Annotated in this window: 14 protein-coding genes; 1 reads left to right on the forward strand and 13 read right to left on the reverse strand. The window is 53.1% G+C overall.

The genetic code is table 11. From position 1 onward, the window contains the following. Positions 1 to 22: 22 nt before the first annotated feature. The 8 genes from yqfD to A372_RS0119125 all read right to left on the reverse strand — a co-directional run bounded on the left by yqfD (position 23) and on the right by A372_RS0119125 (position 6,266). Complete coding sequence (gene yqfD / locus A372_RS0119090) at positions 23 to 1,237, reverse strand: sporulation protein YqfD (protein WP_026011164.1); 1,215 nt, start codon at positions 1,235 to 1,237, stop codon at positions 23 to 25. Then, on the reverse strand, positions 1,234 to 1,527 hold the full coding sequence (gene yqfC, locus A372_RS0119095; protein WP_019422497.1) for a sporulation protein YqfC: 294 nt from the start codon (positions 1,525 to 1,527) through the stop codon (positions 1,234 to 1,236). The genes yqfD and yqfC overlap by 4 nt, the downstream gene beginning before the upstream one ends. A 344-nt stretch (positions 1,528 to 1,871) precedes the next feature. Further along, positions 1,872 to 2,441: a hypothetical protein gene (locus tag A372_RS0119100; RefSeq protein WP_019422498.1), complete on the reverse strand. Its 570-nt coding sequence runs from the start codon at positions 2,439 to 2,441 to the stop codon at positions 1,872 to 1,874. A gap of 10 nt (positions 2,442 to 2,451) precedes the next feature. Beyond that, positions 2,452 to 3,450, reverse strand: coding sequence for a flotillin-like protein FloA (gene floA / locus A372_RS0119105; RefSeq protein ID WP_019422499.1), 999 nt, complete (start codon positions 3,448 to 3,450; stop codon positions 2,452 to 2,454). 123 nt (positions 3,451 to 3,573) lie between these two features. Beyond that, positions 3,574 to 4,956 carry an NfeD family protein gene (locus A372_RS0119110; protein WP_019422500.1) on the reverse strand — a complete coding sequence of 461 codons (1,383 nt, stop codon included), beginning with the start codon at positions 4,954 to 4,956 and terminating at the stop codon, positions 3,574 to 3,576. 156 nt (positions 4,957 to 5,112) lie between these two features. Then, positions 5,113 to 5,556 carry a GatB/YqeY domain-containing protein gene (locus A372_RS0119115; RefSeq protein ID WP_019422501.1) on the reverse strand — a complete coding sequence of 148 codons (444 nt, stop codon included), beginning with the start codon at positions 5,554 to 5,556 and terminating at the stop codon, positions 5,113 to 5,115. A gap of 15 nt (positions 5,557 to 5,571) precedes the next feature. Then, on the reverse strand, positions 5,572 to 5,745 hold the full coding sequence (gene rpsU, locus A372_RS0119120; protein WP_005547957.1) for a 30S ribosomal protein S21: 174 nt from the start codon (positions 5,743 to 5,745) through the stop codon (positions 5,572 to 5,574). A gap of 176 nt (positions 5,746 to 5,921) precedes the next feature. Then, entirely contained in the window at positions 5,922 to 6,266 is a 345-nt protein-coding gene (locus tag A372_RS0119125) for a histidine triad nucleotide-binding protein (RefSeq protein WP_019422502.1), read from the reverse strand. Between the two features lie 187 nt (positions 6,267 to 6,453). Here A372_RS0119125 and A372_RS0119130 point away from each other — a divergent pair, with 187 nt between their 5' ends. Beyond that, positions 6,454 to 7,230 carry an alpha/beta hydrolase gene (locus A372_RS0119130; RefSeq protein WP_237728568.1) on the forward strand — a complete coding sequence of 259 codons (777 nt, stop codon included), beginning with the start codon at positions 6,454 to 6,456 and terminating at the stop codon, positions 7,228 to 7,230. 51 nt (positions 7,231 to 7,281) lie between these two features. Here A372_RS0119130 and A372_RS0119135 read toward each other — a convergent pair whose 3' ends face one another. From A372_RS0119135 to addB, 5 genes are all read right to left on the reverse strand, one after another. Further along, positions 7,282 to 7,728 carry a hypothetical protein gene (locus A372_RS0119135; protein ID WP_019422504.1) on the reverse strand — a complete coding sequence of 149 codons (447 nt, stop codon included), beginning with the start codon at positions 7,726 to 7,728 and terminating at the stop codon, positions 7,282 to 7,284. Positions 7,729 to 8,027: 299 nt separating this feature from the next. Beyond that, positions 8,028 to 11,636: an AAA family ATPase gene (locus A372_RS0119140; RefSeq protein WP_019422505.1), complete on the reverse strand. Its 3,609-nt coding sequence runs from the start codon at positions 11,634 to 11,636 to the stop codon at positions 8,028 to 8,030. Then, positions 11,633 to 12,826 carry an exonuclease SbcCD subunit D gene (locus A372_RS0119145; RefSeq protein ID WP_019422506.1) on the reverse strand — a complete coding sequence of 398 codons (1,194 nt, stop codon included), beginning with the start codon at positions 12,824 to 12,826 and terminating at the stop codon, positions 11,633 to 11,635. Before A372_RS0119145 ends, A372_RS0119140 begins: the two co-directional genes overlap by 4 nt. Positions 12,827 to 12,944: 118 nt before the next feature. After that, the gene (locus A372_RS0119150; RefSeq protein WP_019422507.1) at positions 12,945 to 17,297 is read right to left on the reverse strand and encodes a UvrD-helicase domain-containing protein; all 4,353 of its coding nucleotides are present in this window, start codon (positions 17,295 to 17,297) and stop codon (positions 12,945 to 12,947) included. Further along, complete coding sequence (gene addB / locus A372_RS0119155) at positions 17,278 to 20,865, reverse strand: helicase-exonuclease AddAB subunit AddB (RefSeq protein ID WP_019422508.1); 3,588 nt, start codon at positions 20,863 to 20,865, stop codon at positions 17,278 to 17,280. Before addB ends, A372_RS0119150 begins: the two co-directional genes overlap by 20 nt. Positions 20,866 to 20,919: the final 54 nt, after the last annotated feature.

The following is a 20,919-nucleotide window of genomic DNA, read 5'->3' on the forward strand; positions in this document are numbered from 1 at the left end:
CCTTGTGATTTTGGTTCAACATTCATTCTGAGTTCGATTCAGAACGGGATTCAAACTGGCGAACAAGCGGAAGTTCTTCCGCTATAGATTGTTCCACTTCAAAAAGCACCTTCAAGTTCACTTTACCATTGTCCGCCTTCTGATGCAAAATTTTTTCCGTTTGGATACGCGCTTTCGGTCCATTTTTTGCGATTACATCAGCACGCGCCTGCGTCAGTCCGGCTTTATATGCTTCCTCAGCGCTGCGTTCTTCCGACACATAATGTACTTCCATCACAATCTCTTTTAACCAGCCAATCGGAAATGATAACTCTCTCCACTTGATTCTACTCTCATCCTGAAGGGTTTCGTACTGCGCAAAAGGAATATCACCGTAACCCGATACTTTGAGTCTGCGATCTCCGGCCACAAAGTATGTAATTTCTTTCTGCTCTCCGGTAAATACTTTCTGTTTGCTAACTAGTGGTGATACGATGTGGTATTCATGCCATACGAGACCGCGCACGTCCCCTTTGGCCGCTACCGTCAATGGCGCATCAGGGGTTCCGAGACTGCCTGAAATGAGCACGTTTCCTTTCTTCACCCGCATATTTTTCTTCACGACAGGCCGGCCTTGATCTGCAATAATATGCGTGACAACGGCATCTGTCTTCGCTACAAGATGCCTTGGATTAACGAGCTGCTTAGCATCCGGAGTAATCGATTCCACCACCTCGATGGACACCTTCGTCCCTTCTCGGTGAATTCCAATCCAAGAGGCTCCCTTCAACTGGGTAGTCATCCCTTTCGACATGATATCGGGATCACGAAGGCGGAACGTCCATTGGAACGGATAAATTCCTTGCTGTCTGGCAGCGGAGAGCACAGCCTCGGTCGGAATGCGCACGTTGCCTTTTACATCAATCGTCCACACAAGGGAAGAGAGCATGTACAATCCGAACAGAAAAAGAAGCGCGCCCAGCACGAAAAACTTGCGACGCCTTACCTGTTTCATCGCAAACGGCACCCCGAAGCGTTCCTCTACATGAACGCGACAGCCTGTCTGCTTTAAAAGCGGCCGCAGGCGGAAGTAATCAGAGACAAGCACGTGAAACTCCATGACTCTAGGCGCAGTTACTTTTACATCCCACACCCGTAATTGTTTAGACGCAGCAGCATTTATGAAGGTTTCAATTTTTTCGCCGCGCACACGAACTCGGACATACCCGCGTACTCGCGCTAAAGGTGGTGTTTTCACGTCAATTCCCCCGTTCCATGATACTTTATATCGCGAACGAACCCTTCGATGCGGATTTCCTCCGTCCAAATGGTTCGAATGACAAGCTCGCTTCCATATATTTCTAATTCTCCAGTTACTAAGGCAAGACGAATATGATCATTGGAAAAATGAAGAATACCGCGATGATTTTCCACCACAATATGCCGATTGCCGATCATCGATAACCGGGGCGTATCCATTACAATATCTTGCGGCAAATCAAACCAATTCGCCGACCATTGGCGCAGTTTGCGGGCAATGCGACTCATTTTGCGATAGGCCCCCTTCCACTACTATTGCGCGTTCAAAAAGGCCACTTTTCAGCACCTAGAAGTACAAGTTTTCGCAAGAAAACGACTTCGGAAGCATCCCTCGAAGGAGGAGCGCAGCGTAGACGAGACTGCATGAGCACTGGACTTCAAGGTATACTTTGTGATTAAAAGGGGCTTTTGAGCAACCTCTACTTTACAATTTATGCTCCCAGACTCGCGATTATGAAGCGGGAAGAGCAGAATGACGCAAACAAATAAAGAGCCTCGGCTCGCAATAGATGCACTGTAAACAGTGTTCTATCACAAGAGCCGAGGCTCTATGCAAGATAAATTATAGTGCTTTATGGACGTCTCCCATACGGACGCTTTGCACGTGGAGGGCCGAGAATTTCTGCCCACGCCACGCCCCTCAGCGCATCTTTTGGGTCAATCACGAAGTCGGACGAGTTATCTGCCTCTTCACGTGTACTCGACGAAGCGGTCATCGTTCGGGAACTATTTCTCCCGTCCAGCGAAGACGATGGCAGACCTGACATGCTCTGAGCTGTGCGCTCAATGCCGGCAAGCCGCTGTTCCATCTCTGACATCCGATCATTCGCATCTTTTGCCCGTTTTTCAGCATAGCTTTCAGCCATGCTTGGGCGCGACTGCTCCATACTTCCTTTGTTGTCCGTATATATCGGAGTTACCATCTCGTCGTCCTCATCATCGTAGCGGCGGGACTCCGCTTGCTTCGCAGGCTCGACCGTTGGTGCGGGCCCTGCCTGACCGCTGCCGCCGAAATCCGGCATCCGGTTGTTCGCACCTTTCTTCTGGCCTTTCCCCATAGCTGAGAACAGCGCTCCGATGATCACAATGGCAATCAACGGATTGCTCATGACAAAACCAATGATTTTCTCAATGATATTCATGGCTTATCGCCTAGCTTTCCGGGTTGTTGTTATCGCGTCCGTTGTCGGACATTTTGCCGAGCGACCCACGCATATGCGTATCCGCTTCGATGTTCTTCAGATTCATGTAATCCATAACGCCAATCTTGCCATTGCGCAGCGCTTCCGCCATGGCAAGCGGAACTTGAGACTCGGATTCCACGACGCGTGCTCTCATCTCAATGACGCGAGCTTTCATCTCTTGTTCTTCAGCAACGGCCATTGCACGGCGTTCCTCTGCTTTCGCCTGCGCAATACGCTTGTCGGCTTCCGCTTGTTCGGTCTGCAGGTGCGCCCCGATGTTCTTGCCTACATCCACATCAGCGATATCAATGGACAGAATTTCAAATGCGGTTCCTGCGTCAAGCCCCTTGCCCAATACGGTACGGGAAATGCGATCCGGGTTCTCCAAAACGTCCTTGTGAGAGTTGCTGGAACCGACCGTCGTAACGATCCCTTCCCCGACGCGGGCGATAATCGTTTCTTCACCTGCACCCCCGACCAAGCGCTCGATGTTCGCGCGAACGGTAACGCGTGCGCGCACCTTCACTTCGATGCCATCCTTCGCCACTGCCGCAACAATCGGCGTTTCGATGACACGTGGATTAACGCTCATCTGAACGGCCTGCAGCACATCACGACCAGCAAGGTCAATCGCTGCCGCACGTTCGAACTCCAAGTGAATGTTTGCACGCTGAGCTGCAATGAGAGCATTGACGACACGGTCGACATTACCCCCTGCCAAGAAGTGACTCTCCAATTGGTTAATTGATAGCCCTAATCCTGCCTTTGTCGCTTTAATCATCGGGTTGACGATACGGCTTGGCGTCACTCGACGCAGACGCATCGCAACGAGGGTGATGATACTGATGCGAACTCCGGAAGCAATTGCTGAAATCCAGAGCATGACTGGGAAAAAGCTGAAGAACACACTTAGAGCAATCAAGATGACCGCCCCGATAAGCAGCGTAGATATTAATCCTGCATCCATACGTGGCACAACCTCCATTTATTAATCTATGTGATTTACAGTATTACCATAGTTAGAGGATGTTCTAAATGTCCCCTTTTTGAACACGCACTAGTAAAACGATAATATGAAACAAGGAACAGGTCAATTCCCATTGTGTGGCCGCACGACAATTCGTGAACCCTCTACTTGAATAACTTCGACCAGCTCATCGCTGCCGACGAAGGAGCCGTCGGTAACGACATCGAATTTATGATCGTCGATGAGCACCGTACCTGCAGGCCGAAGCGGAGTCAGCGCACGTCCTATTTTGCCGAGTATCTCCGTCTGATTGGAATTGGATACGTAACCTTCTTCTGTCGTCAACGCATCTTTCAGGATGAATCGATTCCATATTCCACGATGCTTAAACACTCTTACCACGATAATGATGACAATAAGTGCCGCCACGAAAGCGATGCCAAGCGACAATAGCGCATTCGACGTATCGTATGCCGCACGGACGACACCGGAAATCATACTGATTGAACCTAATATTCCCAATATGCCGAAGCTTGGAATGAACAGTTCCAAAGCGAGCAACACTAGACCTACAATAAATAATACGATGGTTTCCACCCCCGCCAGGCCTGAAATATAGTGGCCAAAGAAGTATAATCCGAAACCTAATATCCCCAATATACCTGGAATACCAAAGCCGGGCACAAACAACTCAATCGCCACCCCGGCAATGCCGAGGAACAAGAGTAGTGTCGCCACCACCGGATGAACGAGATACGCCGCAATCCGTTCGGCTGTTGTCTGATCGATCCGCTCGATATGAGAATCGGCCAGTTTCATCTGAGAGATCAGATCCTGAACAGAACCTGCTTCATATTCCGCATATCCTGCTTTCTTTGCCTCAGCCACGCTGAGCGACAAAATCTCTCCCGGATTTTTCGTCCGGCCGAGCTCGGGAAGTTCAATCTTAGCTTGTAAGTCCGCCATCGCTCTTGCAATATTTTGGTTGCGCCCATTTTTGCCCGCTACTGATTCCATCTCGCTTATCCATAATGCCACTAACTTCGGATCGTCGACATAGTTATGGGCACCGTCTACTAGCGCCGCCGAGCCGATGGCACTTCCCGGCGTCATTGCAATCTCATTTGCGCTCATCGCCAGGAAGCTCCCTGCTGATGCCGCTTTCCCTCGCACTAGCACAACCGTGTGTGCCGGACTTCCGATGATGCGTTGACTCAGATCCTGTGCAATATCGACTCTTCCGCCTGGAGTGTCCATCTCGATGATAATCGCAGCGGGATTTAACGCTTCCGCTTCTTCGAGAGCACGAAGCATAAATGACTTCATTACCGAATCTACATTTCCGATTAGCGGAATAACGACAACATTGTGTGAAGGATTAGCCGAATCGCTTGTCTCCGCATGGGATATCGGAACGAAAGCAAACATCAAGCTGAATAAAAGACCTAGTGCCAACATCCATGCGATGCATTTCAAGCCTCTTTCATTCATCTGTTTCTTTCGCATAAGATTTTACGCCCCCCCTTCCTATTCACTTGTTGGTATATGCTATTATACGTGATTTTACTCGTTTACGTTTCACAACCTTATCATCATAGAAAAAGCACTCCTTGTAAACAAGGAGTGCTTTCACGTTTTTGTCGATAGGTTGTCAAGAGATCCTTATTGCAGATACTGTTGAACTATCGTATTGACTAGTTTGCCGTCGGCGCGCCCCTTCACCTTTGGCATGAGGGCACCCATCAATTTCCCCATGTCGGCTTTCGAAGAAGCACCGGTCTCTTGGATGGTCTCTTGAACGATCACTTTTATCTCTTCTTCGGAAAGCTGAGCAGGAAGGTAATGCGTCAAAATGTCAATTTCCGTTCTTAGTTTATCCGCTAAATCGCCTCGACCTGCTTTCTCGAACTCTTGGAGGGCATCTTTCCGCTGTTTGATCTCACGACCTAGAATCTCAAGCACTTCATCGTCATTCAAAGTTCTCTTTTCATCTATCTCAACATTCTTGATCGCCGAACGTACCATTCGGATGGTGGAGAGTTTGAACTTGTCTTGACTCTTCATCGCTTGCTTCATATCTTCGTTCAATCTTTGGCTAAGATCCATTGGTGCGTAATCCTCCTAAAACTTTCTCTTGCGGGCAGCCTCGGACTTCTTCTTGCGCTTGACGCTTGGCTTTTCATAGTGCTTACGCTTTTTAACTTCAGCCAATACGCCATCTTTCGCGATGGAGCGCTTAAAGCGACGAAGTGCAGCATCGATTGTCTCGTTTTTGCGAACTTTCGTTTCAGACACCAGTTTTCCCTCCCTCCGACCAGACCGTCCAAGAACAACAAACACGGTTTATCAAACTACATTATATGTGATTGCAAAAGTCAGTGTCAACCTTGAGGAAGCATTCTGTCAACATTTACGCATTGAAAGCACTCTCCAAAATAGTTCCTTCCGCTAAAGAGCCATAATCGCTATGCTTACTGCCCTACCAAAGCTCCTAACGATTCACCGCCAAGCAGATGGTAATGAATGTGAAACACAACCTGACCGCTATCTTTTCCACAATTATTGATAAGACGATATCCCGTATCCGCAATGCCCATCTCACGCGCCACATGTTGGGCTGCGCGGTGAACCTCGCCGATTAGCGAGAAGTCTTCTCCCTCTGCATCATTCATAGTTGCAATATGCTTCTTAGGAATGATAAGAATATGTACAGGGGCTTGTGGAGTGATATCATGAAATGCGACTACGGTTTCATTCTCGTACACCTTTTTGGAAGGAATGGTTCCTTCAATAATTTTACAAAAAATACAGTCCATTGGACTTTCCTCCTTCAACTGATTCTTATGTTCAAAAAGAAATGCAAGATTCGATGTCGAATTACATCTTGGGATGCTTCGTAATCAAAAGGGGGCTTTTTGAACATCCTCCAACTATGCATTTGTGATCGTATATCGCTATCATATCAAAAAGAAGGAGCTCGTCCAATATGAAGGAGTGAATAGAGTGCCATCAGAGAAAAACTTGCGAACGCCACGCAAGAAAAAACGTAAATGGATATTATGGACCTTCATTGCGCTCGTTATTGCAGTTGCTGCAGGCATATACGGATTTCTACGTCCCTATCCGGCTGGTTCCAAAGCGGATCAGGCGTCAATCTCAACCGAAAATGTCAAAGTATATGCGGAGGATGGCTTGTTCGCGTTCGAGACTGTTCGTACACCGATAGCTAACCTCATACTATACCCTGGCGGACTAGTCGAGCCGGAAAGCTATGCCGTATTGGCGCGCGGGTTGGCCGAGCGCAAGGTCAATACATATATTTTGAAGATGCCGCTCAATCTGGCCGTCCTGGATAGCGACGGGGCAGAACGCGTCCTCCCGAAGTTAGATAAGTATGCTCGGCAAGTGAGAACGATCGTTGGAGGTCATTCCTTGGGAGGCACAATGGGGGCAGAATTCGCGAAAAAACACCCGGATGCCATGCAAGGTTTAATCTTGTTGGCGTCTTATGCAAATAGCGATATATCTAATTCCAATATTCCGGTATTGTCCATTTATGGTTCGAAGGATGGCGTATTAAACTTGGAGCGATATATGAAAAATAAAAAATATCTCCCGGAAATTCTAACCGAACACGTCATTCAAGGAGCCAACCATGCCCAGTTCGGAGATTACGGCAATCAAAAAAAAGACTATGCGGCCAGCATTTCCGACGATCATCAAATTCGTGAAACGGTGGACGTAATCGTGTCGTGGCTCACTTCGTTGCCGTCACAATGATATGACAGCTCCGCACCCCGGATTAGACTGAAGTGCAGAGCTATAGGCACCTTAATAATAAGGAATTAATGCTAAGGCAATTAGCACCGCCAATGGCAGCACCAATCGATTGAAGCGACGGCCGTAGCCATATGGATAATAGTAGCCCGGATAATATCCTGAATATGCCGTATCGACATACGGCGGCAGAGCGTAGGGAGTACCTGCATAAGGATAATATCCATAAGGCGCAGCTGAAGGGGTCATGTAAGGCACCGAGCAACCGGCCATCGGAACGGCCAAATACAGATGTTCGTGATCCACGCATTCGATAACTCCTTGGTATACGCACCCGTCCATCGTCTGGACTTTCACATAACGATGCATATGCTTGTGACATAGTTCGTGCATCGATTCTTTTTGTACAGTTGCGCCAGCCGTAGGCGGGGGTGAAATTCCGACAGGTATGGGCGTCGCTGTCGTTGGTGCCGGCTTTACGCCGGTTTTTTCCTTCTCCATAGACGTCTCTCACTTTCTGCAATCGCTTGAGATACAGTCATGATATTCGCCTATGCGCGAAGGTGTGCATGGGGGAAAAATGGACAAAAAAAAGAGCACCTCGTCCCCCGCTAACAAGCGGGCAGCGCATTATACGCTGTGAACGTACTGCGCCTGCAAGCAGGTCAACTGCCAGGCAGCATGCCTGCAGATGCTTGCAGAAGCAATACGGTCACCGAGGTGCTTACAAAAGATTGATGTCGGCTATCTGTATTATAACAGCGCTCTGAAACTGTTACTGTGACGTATTTCACATGAAATTAATTCACCTCAAATACGATCAGGGAGCCTCTACCGGCTTGCTCGGCAGGCAGAACCTCTAATTTGCGCGGCAATCGTGCACGAAGCTCCGGAACGTGACTGATGACACCTACCGACAACCGGTCCGTATGAAGCTTCTCCAAGGAGGTCACGACTGTATCCAGTAGTTCCGGATCCAGAGTCCCGAAGCCTTCATCCAGAAAGAAGAACTCCAGCGGATATATCCCTCGTAGTTGAATTTGCGCAGACAAGGCCAGCGCGAGTGCAAGCGAAGTCAGAAATGTTTCCCCGCCTGACAAGGTAGATACCGGCCGGCGAATACCGCCGTTACCATCATCACGAATAACGAAACCTCCGCCTGAGTCGACTTCCAGGGCATAACGCTGTTTGGTCAAGCTTTTCAATCGCTCTGAAGCGGCTCGGCTTACTTGCATGAGCTGCTCCTCAGCTACGAACTCCACAAATGCATTGCCTCGGAATACGCTTTGCAGTTGGTGCAGGCGGCCCAGATACGTTTCGCCCCGCATACGTTCAGCTTCAAGCGCTGCCCAGCGTTCGTGCTTGCTGCGCAGCTCCTCTGCATCTCGTTCAGCTCTTGCACGGGCTGCCAGAGCCGCTTCATCACTCTCTACAGATTGCTGCCACCTTGCAACGCAAGTCTGCCACTCTTCCTCTGTGACGGACGTACCGCCGATACGTTCCTCTAATCGCTTCAATTGCGCGCCCAAGTCACGCAGCTCTTCGTGATGACGCTCCAGCTCCGCCTCCAAGCGCTTGCACTCTTCAGACGAGCGTCTGGCTGCCAGCACGTCATCGAGATGGGCAAAGGAAGATTGACGCAATTGAGCCTGCAATCGTTCCCCGGCAGTGACAGTTCGCTCCCCTAGGCCGTTCCAAGCTTGTGCCGCCAAAGCCGCACGCTGCTGTGCAGCTTCGTTCACATTGCGAGCGGCATTCGCTTCCTGCCTCGTCCGTTCCGCTCGTTCACGGATATCAGTCAGGCGGACATACGTCTCGACCGCAAGTTGCTCGATCGGCGGTCCATCTAACCAAGGACGAAGCCTTTTCTCATAATCGGCGATCAACCGAACGATGCCGTTCCACTCCGCCTTCGCTTGCACCCGCTCCATATCTGCAGCCTGCTTCAACTGCTCATGGCGGCGAATATGGCTTTGCGTCTCTTCAATGTAAGCAACGCTCTTCTCCAACCGAACGCGGCAGTCGGCCACAATCGATTCCCGTTCGCGCCACTGTTCCCTGACACGTTCCATCTCCACAAGATGCCATCCGAATCGTTGATATTGCTCGCCCCAGTTCGCATGCTCCTCCCGCAGCGACTGTTCAGCTTCATTCCAGAGCGATTCCGCTTCACGGAAAGCACTGGCTGAAGTCTTATATGATGCCAAAGCTTGCTGCAGCTCCCATTGCTTGTCCGTTGCTTGCTGCATAATGCGCTCCATCTGTTTCCCCATGGATCGGGTGTCCTGCGACAACGATTGCAGCCTGTCATCGAACGGGTTGAGCCCTGCATCATGCAGTATATTTTCCATCTCGTCGCGCTTTTGCTTTGCCATCGGAGGCAGGCCGAAGGCGGAAACGGCGGCTCGCCCATCAGTTGAGTCTTCCCCGATGCTTGGCGTTATGCTTTCCACCCTTTCATCTGCTGCCGTATGCTCTTGATTCACTGTAAAGTCGAGAGCGGCTGCGAGCTCATCCCCAACTACGAATCCTTCACCCAATCGAGGTGTGACGGATCGCTCCTGCACCATGCTGCGCACGCGTCCAGACAGGTCTTGCAGCCGCGCAATCCACTGCTTCAAATCTGTTCTGCTTCGTTCCCATTCATGCTCGGTTGTAAGCAGCATCGCCTTTAGCCTGTCCTTCACTTGCTCCCAACGCAACCAGCGTTCATCCCAGCCCTGATCTGAACCTGCCTGTTCATCATTCGGAACATGAGCAGGCGCCGGATGGTTTGCAGAGCCGCAGACTGGACACGGAGAGTGAGGCTGCAGCTGAACGGCAAGCCGCGCGGCAATCTCTTGCTCCGCCTGCTCCCGCTGTGCTTGTCGAGCCTGCTCCATCAGTTGCTCCACCTGTCCCAGCTCGTCTTGCAATTCGGTCCGCAGACTTTGCCAAGCTCTGGACAATTCGGTTCCAGAATCGACTTGATTGCGTACCTCGCGCGCGTGCATGACGATGTGGCCAAGCGTTTCGTTCCATGCTGCCGCCCCTTGAGCCGCAAGCTCCGACTGCTTCTTCTTGTTTTCTTCCAGTTCCTTGCAGCGGGCCTCCAGCATACTCAGTCTTTGCCAGTCCGTTACCGCTTGCTGGAATTGTTCCCGTTCCTCGCTCGGCTTCTCATGCGAGGAGAGCAGGTCGCGCAGCTCCGCTTGGCGTTCTAACGCTTTCTTGAGCTGTTGCTCCGCCCGTTCTGCTTCAGCTGAAGCACGGGTATAGCGCGCACTCGCTTCTTCGAACCGCTCATTCCATTCCTCCGCCTCCTTGCGCAGACGTTCGCTCTCCCCGTGAAGACGAGCCGCTTCCTGCAGCTGCTCAGAGCGCAGCACTAATTCCGGCTCCTCTGCTTCCTTGCGGCGGATTGCTGCATCTGCCGCAAGTTGGGTACGCTCCGCTTCGCTCAACGCATGGCGTGCCGCTTCATCGGCCGTACGATGCTCTGCTTCCGCAGTCTGGCGCTTCGCTTCAAGCTCCCGGACTTCGAGCAGGAACGGAGCGATCATTTCGGCTTCCTTCGCTTTCATCAGCTGTTCTTGCTCCAGCGCACGCTCCGGCGCCTCCAATTCCAACTGAGCCAGGCGGCTGCTTAGGCGGCTCTTTTCTTCCATCCAGCCCCGCTTCTCAGCTATATCCCGATATTCACACTCTGCCGCGATTTTCTCCTCACGGGCTCGTTCCGCGAGCACAGACGCTTCTCGCAGCGCTTCTTCCGCCTGCTTCACCGCTTCCTCTGAAGCATCGCCAAGTCCTTGTTGTTCTGCGCTGCAGGCTCGTACTTCCCCTTCTGTCTCCTTCACCTTGCGCGATAACTTGATGGCAAGCTCATCCCCGTACTTCTCCAACGAGAACAGACGCTGCAGCATTTGGCGCCGGTCGCTGCCTTTCAAGGACAGAAATTCGGCGAATTTGCCCTGAGGCAGCACGACAGCTCGCGTGAAATCATCCATCTTCAAGCCAATATGATGTTCAACGCAGCGGGTCACTTCGGCAAGCTTGTCCGCAATGACGACCTCTCCTTCCGGACGCACCTCAATAAAGCGGCTGACAGTGTTGCCAATCGTCACATCACCTGTACGTTTAAATCGACGTTCGACCCGGAATGTCTGGCTGTCCCCCGCTCCGTTCAGCGAGAAGCTAAAAGAAACCGATAAAGTGTCCTCCGCCTGATTCATAATTCCCTGCGTACCGTTCGTCGCCCGCTCCACCTTCCCGTATAGCGCTAGCGTCATCGCATCCAGAATTGAGGATTTCCCGCTTCCTGTCGGACCGAAAATACCGAATAACCCTGTTTCGCAAAGTGCTCGGAAGTCTATGCGCTGTTCTTCACGGTAGCTTTGCAGTCCAGACAGCTTCAACTCGATAGGCTTCATGCGCTTTCGTCCTCCTCTTCCCGGTCACCGATTAATTCCAAGAAGCATTCCACCAAGGCATCGTCAGGCTGAGCCCCGCCCGTCTGACGTTCATAGAAGCGGCGGAACAGCTCATGCACCGGCATCTCGCTGCGCCGGCCTTCCTCTTCCTCCATCCGCTCCATTTCCGGGTATATCGGCCGAATATGGACAATACCTTCGTGGGCACGGCGAAGCTTCTGTATCTGCTCCATCGTTAACGCGTCCGTTAGAGAAATGCTTACGTCAAGCCATGCTTTCGCATCGCGTCCTTCCTCAATCCATCGCAGCACTTCCTCGTAGCCGCCGCGCGCATTCCACTCCACCAGGGGCTTCCCGGATGCAAGATAACGCTCTTCAGGTACAGCCCCCTGTCCTGGAGCAATATCGAGCAGGGTGACCGATTTGGTCTGCCCCGCTTCAGAGAAGCTGTATGCTAACGGGGAACCGCTGTAGCGAATCGTACCCGGTCCCTTGACGGCTTGGGGACGGTGCAGATGGCCAAGCGCGACGTATTGGACGTTGCCCGGTGCATCCTGACATGCAAATACGCTTGGATCAACCGTATAGGCGCCTCCGACCTGTATCGGACGTTCTGAATCGGTCTCCACTCCGCCAAGCACATATAAATGACTCATAATGAGGTTAATTGCAGATGGACGAAAACGCTGCGCTTGCAAAGACAGCAGTTGGCCGACTCTGGCGCTGTACGCGCTTCTCAGCACCTGTTCCTCGTTGCAGGCGGATAACAATTCTCCCAGGCGGGACTCAGAAGGATACGGCAGCGCCGCGATAACGGCTTCTTCTCCGGTTCGTTGACACGGAACAATGACGGGAGCAATGCTCGGCTGCCCGACAAGTGTAATTCCATGACTGCTTACGAGCGGAGCCGAAGCTGATACACGCTCCGGGTGATCATGATTCCCGGAGATGATGACCACCGGTCGTTGCCCTCCCTGCGATAGTCTTGCCACCGCCTCGTAAAATAGCAGTTCCGCCGCAGCCGGCGGATTGACCGAATCATACACATCGCCCGCAATCAGCACAAGATCCGCTTGCTCCTCATCGGTCAAGCGGACCAGTTCGTCAACGAAGGCCGCCTGTTCCTCCAAGCGGCTCCTGCCCTCCAACGCGCGCCCGAAATGCCAATCCGCCGTATGCAGAATACGCATGAAATATCAACTCCCTTCTCCCATCATTTTGTAAATTCCACCTATTTGTTGCGGCACCTTATATATACAAGCCCTCTTCACTAACCCAACGGCCTTAGGTTAGCATTCGAATGTTCCGCTACAGCTCGCAAGCTTCGCACGAGTCAAAGAAATACAACACCTTGCGGTCAACAGGGCGCTTCCAAATATGTTCAATTGCTCGCGCATACACATTCAGTTGGAAACGGTAGTGCTCTCTTAACGCTGGCAGGCCGCCCCGGTGGGGCAGAACTTTATCTGTCTTGAAATCAAGCAGCACAAGCTGTCCGTTCCATTCGAACAGACAGTCGATAACCCCCTGAACGAGCACCGTCTCATGATCCAGCAGGCCGGAATCGTCACGTGCAGCAAACGTAGAGGTGGCAACGAATCGCTCCCGGGAAGCTGATTCCGCTGTGTCCAATGCACCATGAACCGCTTCCTCTGCCGTAAGCTTCTCTTGCCACTGCCTTTTCATTTCCACCGTATACGCTTCAGCGGCTGTCAAGCCATAGCTGAACGGCAGCTCTCGCTGCACCCAGGCAGCCTTCAGCAACTGAGTTCCGACTTCACTATCAAAGAAGGCAAGCACCGCATCCGTCTGCACCACGTCCGCCTGCTTCTCTGTCATGAGCTGCTGCCCGACCATATAAGCCAACGTCTGTTGAATGATCCCGGCCGTCATCTGATCCTGCAACGGCAAATGCTGCATCAAAGTATGATAAACCGTTCCCCGTTCTGCCGGAGTTACATGCTGTTCTTCCATGAAGCGCGGACGCTGCAAATGCAGCGTGAACCCGTCCCCATACCCAAGCCGAGCCGAATCGCCGCTCTTGCCGGGCTGGGCCGCCGCAGCCGCTTCAGACCGATAGCCAGCCTCCGTCTCCGCTTCTTCAAGCGCTGCAGCCTCCGCAGCGCCCTCTTCGCCTGATGCAGGCTGCTCGACCCACTCGACCGACGGCCATTCCTCCGCAGCGGTGAGCCGCTTCATTTCTGTAACGGATGTCTTGGCCGGCAGCATAGACGCAATCCGATGCGGGTCACGCCAAGCGAGCCGTTCCTCAATCCACGCTTGCCATGGTGATTGCGGCTTATCCTGAAGCAATTCCAGCTTGCTGATAGCTTCTAGCATCGCCGATCTTTCCTCGTCAACGCTGGGGACCTCAAGCGGTAGTCCTGCTGCCAGCACAGATGCCGGCATGAAGGACAACTGCCAATCCGCTCGTTCATCTATCAAGCAAGCACCGTTCCGATTCGGCAGACCTGCATATCGACGCCATTCCGCCGCAGCCGGGTGACGCATGATAGCCGGTCCGATCCAATCGAGATAAGACCGGGCACGCGCCACCATATAATCCGGCAGCAGCAGCGGGTCAACATCCAACGCTTCGCCCCATTGCTGGATTACCTTCTCAGCGTCATTCACCGTTCCGATGAGAATCATCTTTTCCTTCGGGCGCGTCAACGCCACATACAAGACCCGCATCTCTTCGGCTAACAATTCCATGCGCATCTGGCGCTTAATCGCCAAGTTCGGCAGGGTCGGATACGTTACCCGCAATGCCTCATCCACATATCTCGGGCCGAAGCCGAGCTGCTTGTGCATCAAAAACGGCGCAGTCAGGTCCTGCTGGTTGAATCGTTTGGACAAGCCTGCGAGGATGACGATCGGGAACTCAAGCCCTTTGCTCTTGTGTATCGTCATGATGCGTACGACATCTTCCTGCTCACCAAGCGCGCGGGCCGTTCCTAAATCTCCCCCCGTATCCCGCATCCGATCGATGAAGCGCAGAAAACGGAACAAGCCGCGAATGGACGATGATTCATATTGACGGGCACGGTCATACAATGCCCGCAGGTTCGCCTGACGCTGCATTCCGCCAGCTAGCCCGCCTACCCATTCGTAATAACCAGTCTCCCGATACACCTGCCATATTAATTCGGACAAGCTGCCTTGCCGCGCGGCGTTGCGCCACTGCTCCAGCCGGTTCATGAAGCGGCGGAGCTTGCTTGTCCAGTTGCGGCCAGCCTCAGTTGAAATCGGAATCGGCTCTTCGGACAGATCCAAATCCTCAGGAAGCGTATCACCGGCTTGAGGGGACCCCGGTTCCGCTTGCAGCGCAAGACAGACTGCATCATAGAAAGAACCTTTTCCCATTAACCGGATGTGCGCCAGCTCCTCCGCTGTCAGTCCGACGATAGGTGAACGAAGCACGGCCGCTAACGGGATGTCCTGCTGCGGATTATCAATGACTCGCAGCAGCGATAGTACGACTTCAACCTCAGTCGCTCGGAAATACCCCGTGCTGAACTCCGCATAAGCCGGAATTCCTTCCAGCCGCAGCTCCTCCACCATCAGGGGCGCCCAAGCTTGCGTAGCTCTGAGCAGGATGACGATATCCCGATACGTAACTGGCCGCATACGCTTCTGCGTCTTATCAAAGACAAGAAACGGCGGCTCTCCCTCATCACCCAACAGACGACGAATCCGAGAAGCTATGGCCCGCGCCTCCAATCGCGCGGTCTCTATCTCGGAAGGGTCCAGTCCAGCTTGAGATTCTGCTCCGCTCTCTTCGTCTGCGGCAGCTTCCGCTTCCTCATCATCCACCGCTCCCGAAGCATCAGTCCCGACTTGTCCCCCTTTCTCGATAATCATCAGCTCTGTCGCGTAATGTTGCCGCTTCTCTAGCTCTGCGGCGCTGACGCTCGAGTCTTCCGCCATCTGCTCTACCGTCGGATAAGAAGCCCCGCACACAAGCTCAGCAGCTTCGTCATACGACAATTCAGCCACATTAGGGCTCATAATTTGGCGGAATAGCATATTGACTGCATCAACGACTCCTTGACGGCTGCGGAAGTTGCGGGCCAAATCGATACGTATGCCCTGTCCGCTCCCGTCAGCGGCATAGGATTGGTATTTATGCAAAAACAGCCCCGGTTCCGCTAACCGGAAACGATAAATGCTCTGCTTCACATCGCCGACCATGAAGCGGTTGCCTTTACCAGGACGCGTAATCAGGTTCACGATAGCCTCCTGGACCATATTCGTATCCTGATATTCGTCCAGTAAAATTTCAGCGAATTGCTGCTGGTATTCCAGAGCTGCTTCAGAAGGGGTATCCTGCTCAGGCGTCGAATCTCTGTGGCGCAAGATGCGCAAACAGTAATGCTCCAAGTCCGAGAAATCGAGCCAGCCCTTCTTCCGCTTAGCTCCTTCAAACCGTTCGCCGAAATCGCGCACGACATCCGCTATCGCTTGCATAATCGGAACGAGAGCGTTCAATTCCGTCAGAAACTCCTCGGGCGTACGCCGGAACAATTCATCCCGCAGCTGCTGCAGCCGTGCTTTCGCTTGATCGCGCAGCCGCTTCACCTGCTCCTGCAAAGATTTATCATATTGGTCTCCGCGGCAAGCGGCTAAGCGGCCAAAAGCCAACAGGTCAAAGGAGGCATGCAATTGTTCCCATGGTTCACGGTGAGCAGCCTCTGCCAAAGCTAGCGCTCCTGCAAGCTCTTGTTCCAGCGTCTGACGGTAAGGCTCAGGTCCTCCCGGAGCGTCCAGCAGCCGGTTCGCTTGGCGCAACAGCTGGGCGATGCCGTTCAGCGTGAGCCGTGCATCAGCCATGACGCTTTCTGCCCAGGACGACTGTCCGAGCTGGGCGATGCTTCTTACTTCGAACGCAGCCGCCATTTTGTTCAACCACGCGTCAGGCCACGGATGGCTGCGCGAGAAATCATATAGCCGCTGCACTAAGCGAAACGCGGCTTCATCGCTGCGTTCTCCGCTGAACCAATCGACCATTCGTCTAAATTCCGGTCCAGCTGCGGCATAACGCTCTTCGAACAGCTCTTCCAGCACATCTTGGCGCAGCAGCTCCGTCTCCGTCTCATTGGCAATGCGGAAAGCCGGGTCAAGCGACACTGTCTGAAAGTGCCGCTGAATGACCTCTAGACAGAAGGAATGCAGCGTCGTAATCGATGCGCGGTTCAAGAGAGCCAGCTGGCGGCGAAGATGCTCCGACTCAGGATTCTCCTCAAGCTCGCGTTCAAGCGCGAGCCGGATACGCTCTCTCATCTCTGAAGCAGCCGCTTTCGTAAAGGTCGCTACAAGCAGCTGATCGACATGAACCGGAGCGAGCTCGTCACTAATTTTGCGGATGATGCGCTCAACAAGCACCGCTGTCTTACCCGAGCCAGCAGCTGCTGCAACGAGGACATTTTGTCCACCGTCGACGATGGCCCGCCACTGCTCGTCTGTCCACGTGCTATCCGCAGGCTTCGACGGCAGTTCCCGGACAGCGAGTTCGTCGTTGCCCTGACCTTCCTCCACGACCGCGGTCTCAGGATAGGATAGGAAGAGATCAAGCGGCTCGCTGCCCGCGTTCGCATTCTGTTCAGATTGCGTGCGGCTGTCAACTTCCACATCATTTTTTTTATTGCTCGACTGTGCCATTTCCCGGCTCCCCTCCTTCCAGCTTCATCCACGCTTCCTCTTTCGTCAGCCGCGGGAGCAAATGATATTGATTGCCATCCACCAGCTCATCAAATTGACAAACCGGTTTAAATACACAAAAATCGCAAGCCTTCTTCGTCCCTAACCGGTATGGCTCGATCTGAACGTCTCCATCCGTAATGCGCGTTCCGATATGTTGGATAACCGACCGTACGGTGCGGCGCAGCACATCCCACTGCTCTGTCGTCGCGACGGAGGCGTTGCTGTAGAACGTTCCATCAGCTTTGACAGCAACCGGGAGAATGTCGGAGTAGCCCTTCTCCAACGGCTCATCCATCAATGCCACGACATCGCGGTCGGCTGTGACGAGGCCGCGCAATTTAAATTTCTTCAGCAGCTGATCGTATGCTTGCTCCATCGTTAAGCCGTTCGACGCTTGCAGCAGCGGATTATGAACGTGGAAATACAAGGTTCCGGCCGGCAGTGCCGCCGTCCCGAGCCATTGCTCCGCATACGTAATCAGCACGTCCAAGTACGTCAGCATTTGCAAGGACAGTCCATAATAAACTTCATGCAGCTTCAAATCCGTTGCGCTTGATTTATAGTCAATAACCCGCAGCAGGACGCCTTGGTCATGAACCGCTTTGTCGACACGGTCGATCCGGCCGATAATTTCCATCGTGCATCCATTCTCGAGCGTAAAGCGGAGCGGTGGCAGCAGCTTGTCCGGCCCGAAGTCCATCTCGAGCGCAACCGGCTCGAAATGACCACGCTTCGCATGTTCTCCCAGAACGGAAGCGGCACGGCTGACGATATGCTTGAGCTTGCCGGATATATGCTCATAGCGTTTCGAGCTCAATAGAATTTCTCCTTGCAAACGGGGAGCCAGCAGATCCACGATACGATCGGCCTCAGCACGGCACTCCTCGGGGGTCAAGGCGGCCCACGTCCGGTTGTCAGCCTGCAAATCCATAGCAAAGCGGCTTAACGCAGCATGGAACAGTTGACCGATATCAGGCGCATCTAAGCGATACAAGCGGCGTTCTTTCAACTTCAAGCCATGTGATGCAAAATGTGAAAACGGGCAGGCAACGAAGCGCTCCATCCGGGATACACTCGTGCGCAGCTCCCTCCCATACAGCTTCCGGCTAGTGTTGGAAGCAAGCGGTTCGACTTGATTGCGGTAGACGAGCGAGCTCATCAAGGAGCTCAGCCGGTCATGCCATGTCGGCTGTAAGGCAAACCAGCGGTACACCTCCCACCACATTGCAGCGATAGGCCGGCCTTGCCTCCATTCTCTCAATTGGGCGACCAGATGCTTCAAGGCTGCTTCCGGATACGATATGAAGAAGGCTTGTTCTTCTTCGTTCATGAACTCGTTCGGCTCCGCGAGGATGAGCTGCTCCTGCACTTGTGGGAACAAGCTGCGGACATGGCGTACAATTTCGGACGGCAGCAGCGATTTGCCCTCTTCATCGGCAAGCGCATAGCTCATCCATAAGCTCTCGCTAGGCGAAGTTAGCGCTCGATAGATGGTAAAGCGCTCATCCAACAGCTTGCGGCGAATGCCGGGAGCGAGCTCCATCCCGATTTGCAGCAGCACGTCGCGTTCGTGCTCTGTCAATACCCCGTCTTCGATCGGGCGGGCAGGAATGATGCCGTCGTTCACGCCCAGAACATATACATGCCGAATCTGGCCCGAGCGCGTCCGATCCATCGATCCGATGAGCACCTGATCCAGCGCCGGGGGGACCAAGGCCATCTTCACGCTTTCAAATCCGGTCTCAAGCATTCCAGCGAACAGCTCGACAGACATCGCTTCTTCCCCAACCATCTCCACCATCTGATCCAATATGTTCAGCATCGCCCCCCATAATTGGCGATGTTCACGCGCACGCTGCACTTCACCGTCAAGCAAAGCCTCTTGGCTCATGCGCTCCAGCTTCTGCGGCACGTTCAAATCCATCCAAAAGACGTACATTGCTTCACACATGCCGCGAACGTTTTTGCTGCGGGTCAGAGCGCGGGCAAAGGCCGACACAGGCTCCACGATAGCCTGGCGGCACCGTTCCACCCATTCAGGCGCTTCGCCACTCGGCCGCTGCTGACGTTCCTCATCCGCTTCAACCGGAACATCCGGCGCATCGGGATCCAGCGACAGGCTAGGTTCAGCGGGCCACGGTCGACCGTTCGTCCATCTGGACCCTGCAATGCCGCATGCGAGCACGTAATTTTCCAGTCTATCGAAATGCTCCCGTGTCATGCTCCCGTCTTCAGGCAGCAAAAAATCCGTCTTCACAAACCGGAACACGGCATCATAGCGCCAATGCCCAATTAGAATATCGAGTGCCGCACGAGTCATCTCCACGAACGGGTGATGCAGCACCGCCCGCTTCTGATCCGTAAAAAACGGGATGTTCGCATCAGCGAAAATGGTATCAATCAGTTCCCCGTAATCTGCTATGTTGCGCACCGTGACGGACATTTCGCGCCACCGAACGCCTTCGAACTGAGCTCGGCGCAACATATCGCGGGCGACCGCTTCGACTTCCACGCGGCGGTTCACGGCTGCATGTACAGTCACAGAGCTATTTGAAGACGGTGCTTTCCTTCCTTGGTTCGCGGCGCTCGCCGCTTCCTTATAAGGCACTCTCCGTTCAAAGTGCCGTTCCAAATGGGAAAGCATCTCCGAGGCTGCAAAGCGCGGCAGCCGTGTCCCTTCCATTTCGTCGAGCTTCGTTATGCTGCCGATCTCCACCCCGATTGTATCCGCGATGTCTCTCATTTTCAGAAACGTCGTGGCCGTCGGGTGGAACAAGTTCAATTCATGCGGCGTATCCCCCAGATCGTAGACCCGATCCAAGCATAGCGTTAAGGTCACGTTCGGCGCATGCAGCATCAAGGATGCCAGCACGGCATATTCTTGCGGTGTAAATCCGTTAAAACCATCTATCCATATAGATGCCTCGCGCACATAGCTGGAATGAGGTATCCCCTCAGACAGCCGGGCAAGCACATCCTCTCCATCCAAATAATGCTCGGCAAGCTCCGCTTCGAACTCATGCATCACGCCTGCAATATCACGCAGCTTCGCCGACAATAGCGGCTGACCGTTCACATGGTTCTTTACGAATGTCAGGTGCTCATCTACCTCTGCAGCCTGAATGCGATACCGCTTCATTTCATCGAACAGCTCATTAAGCTTCTCAATGAATCCGAACTGCTCCGCCGCACCTGCAAACAATGGCAAATCAGCTTTGTGCCGCTGCAATATTTTGTACAGCAGCATCTTCTTCCCCTCTTCGCTTATCGGCGTCAAAGCCGTTCCTCCTGTTTCCTGCATGACCCGGTAGGCGAGTCGGCGGAAGCTTAGCACCTGCGCGCGCAGCATGCCCGGGATGTCCCCCGCCGAGATTAACGCATGCTCCGCTTGAAATGTCCCCTGCTCTGGCACAAGCAATATGACGGGCGGACCGTACGGCCTCTCGTTCAACTCATGCCGGATATGGTTCAATACGTGCGTCGTCTTCCCGCTGCCAGAGCGTCCAATGACAAAATGTAACGGCAATGTTTATCCCCCGTTTCGAATCGTAACGACCAAACGTATCTGTTGATCAGGTAA

The sequence above is a fragment of the Paenibacillus sp. OSY-SE genome (assembly GCF_000283315.1).
Classification (GTDB): domain Bacteria; phylum Bacillota; class Bacilli; order Paenibacillales; family Paenibacillaceae; genus Paenibacillus_B; species Paenibacillus_B profundus.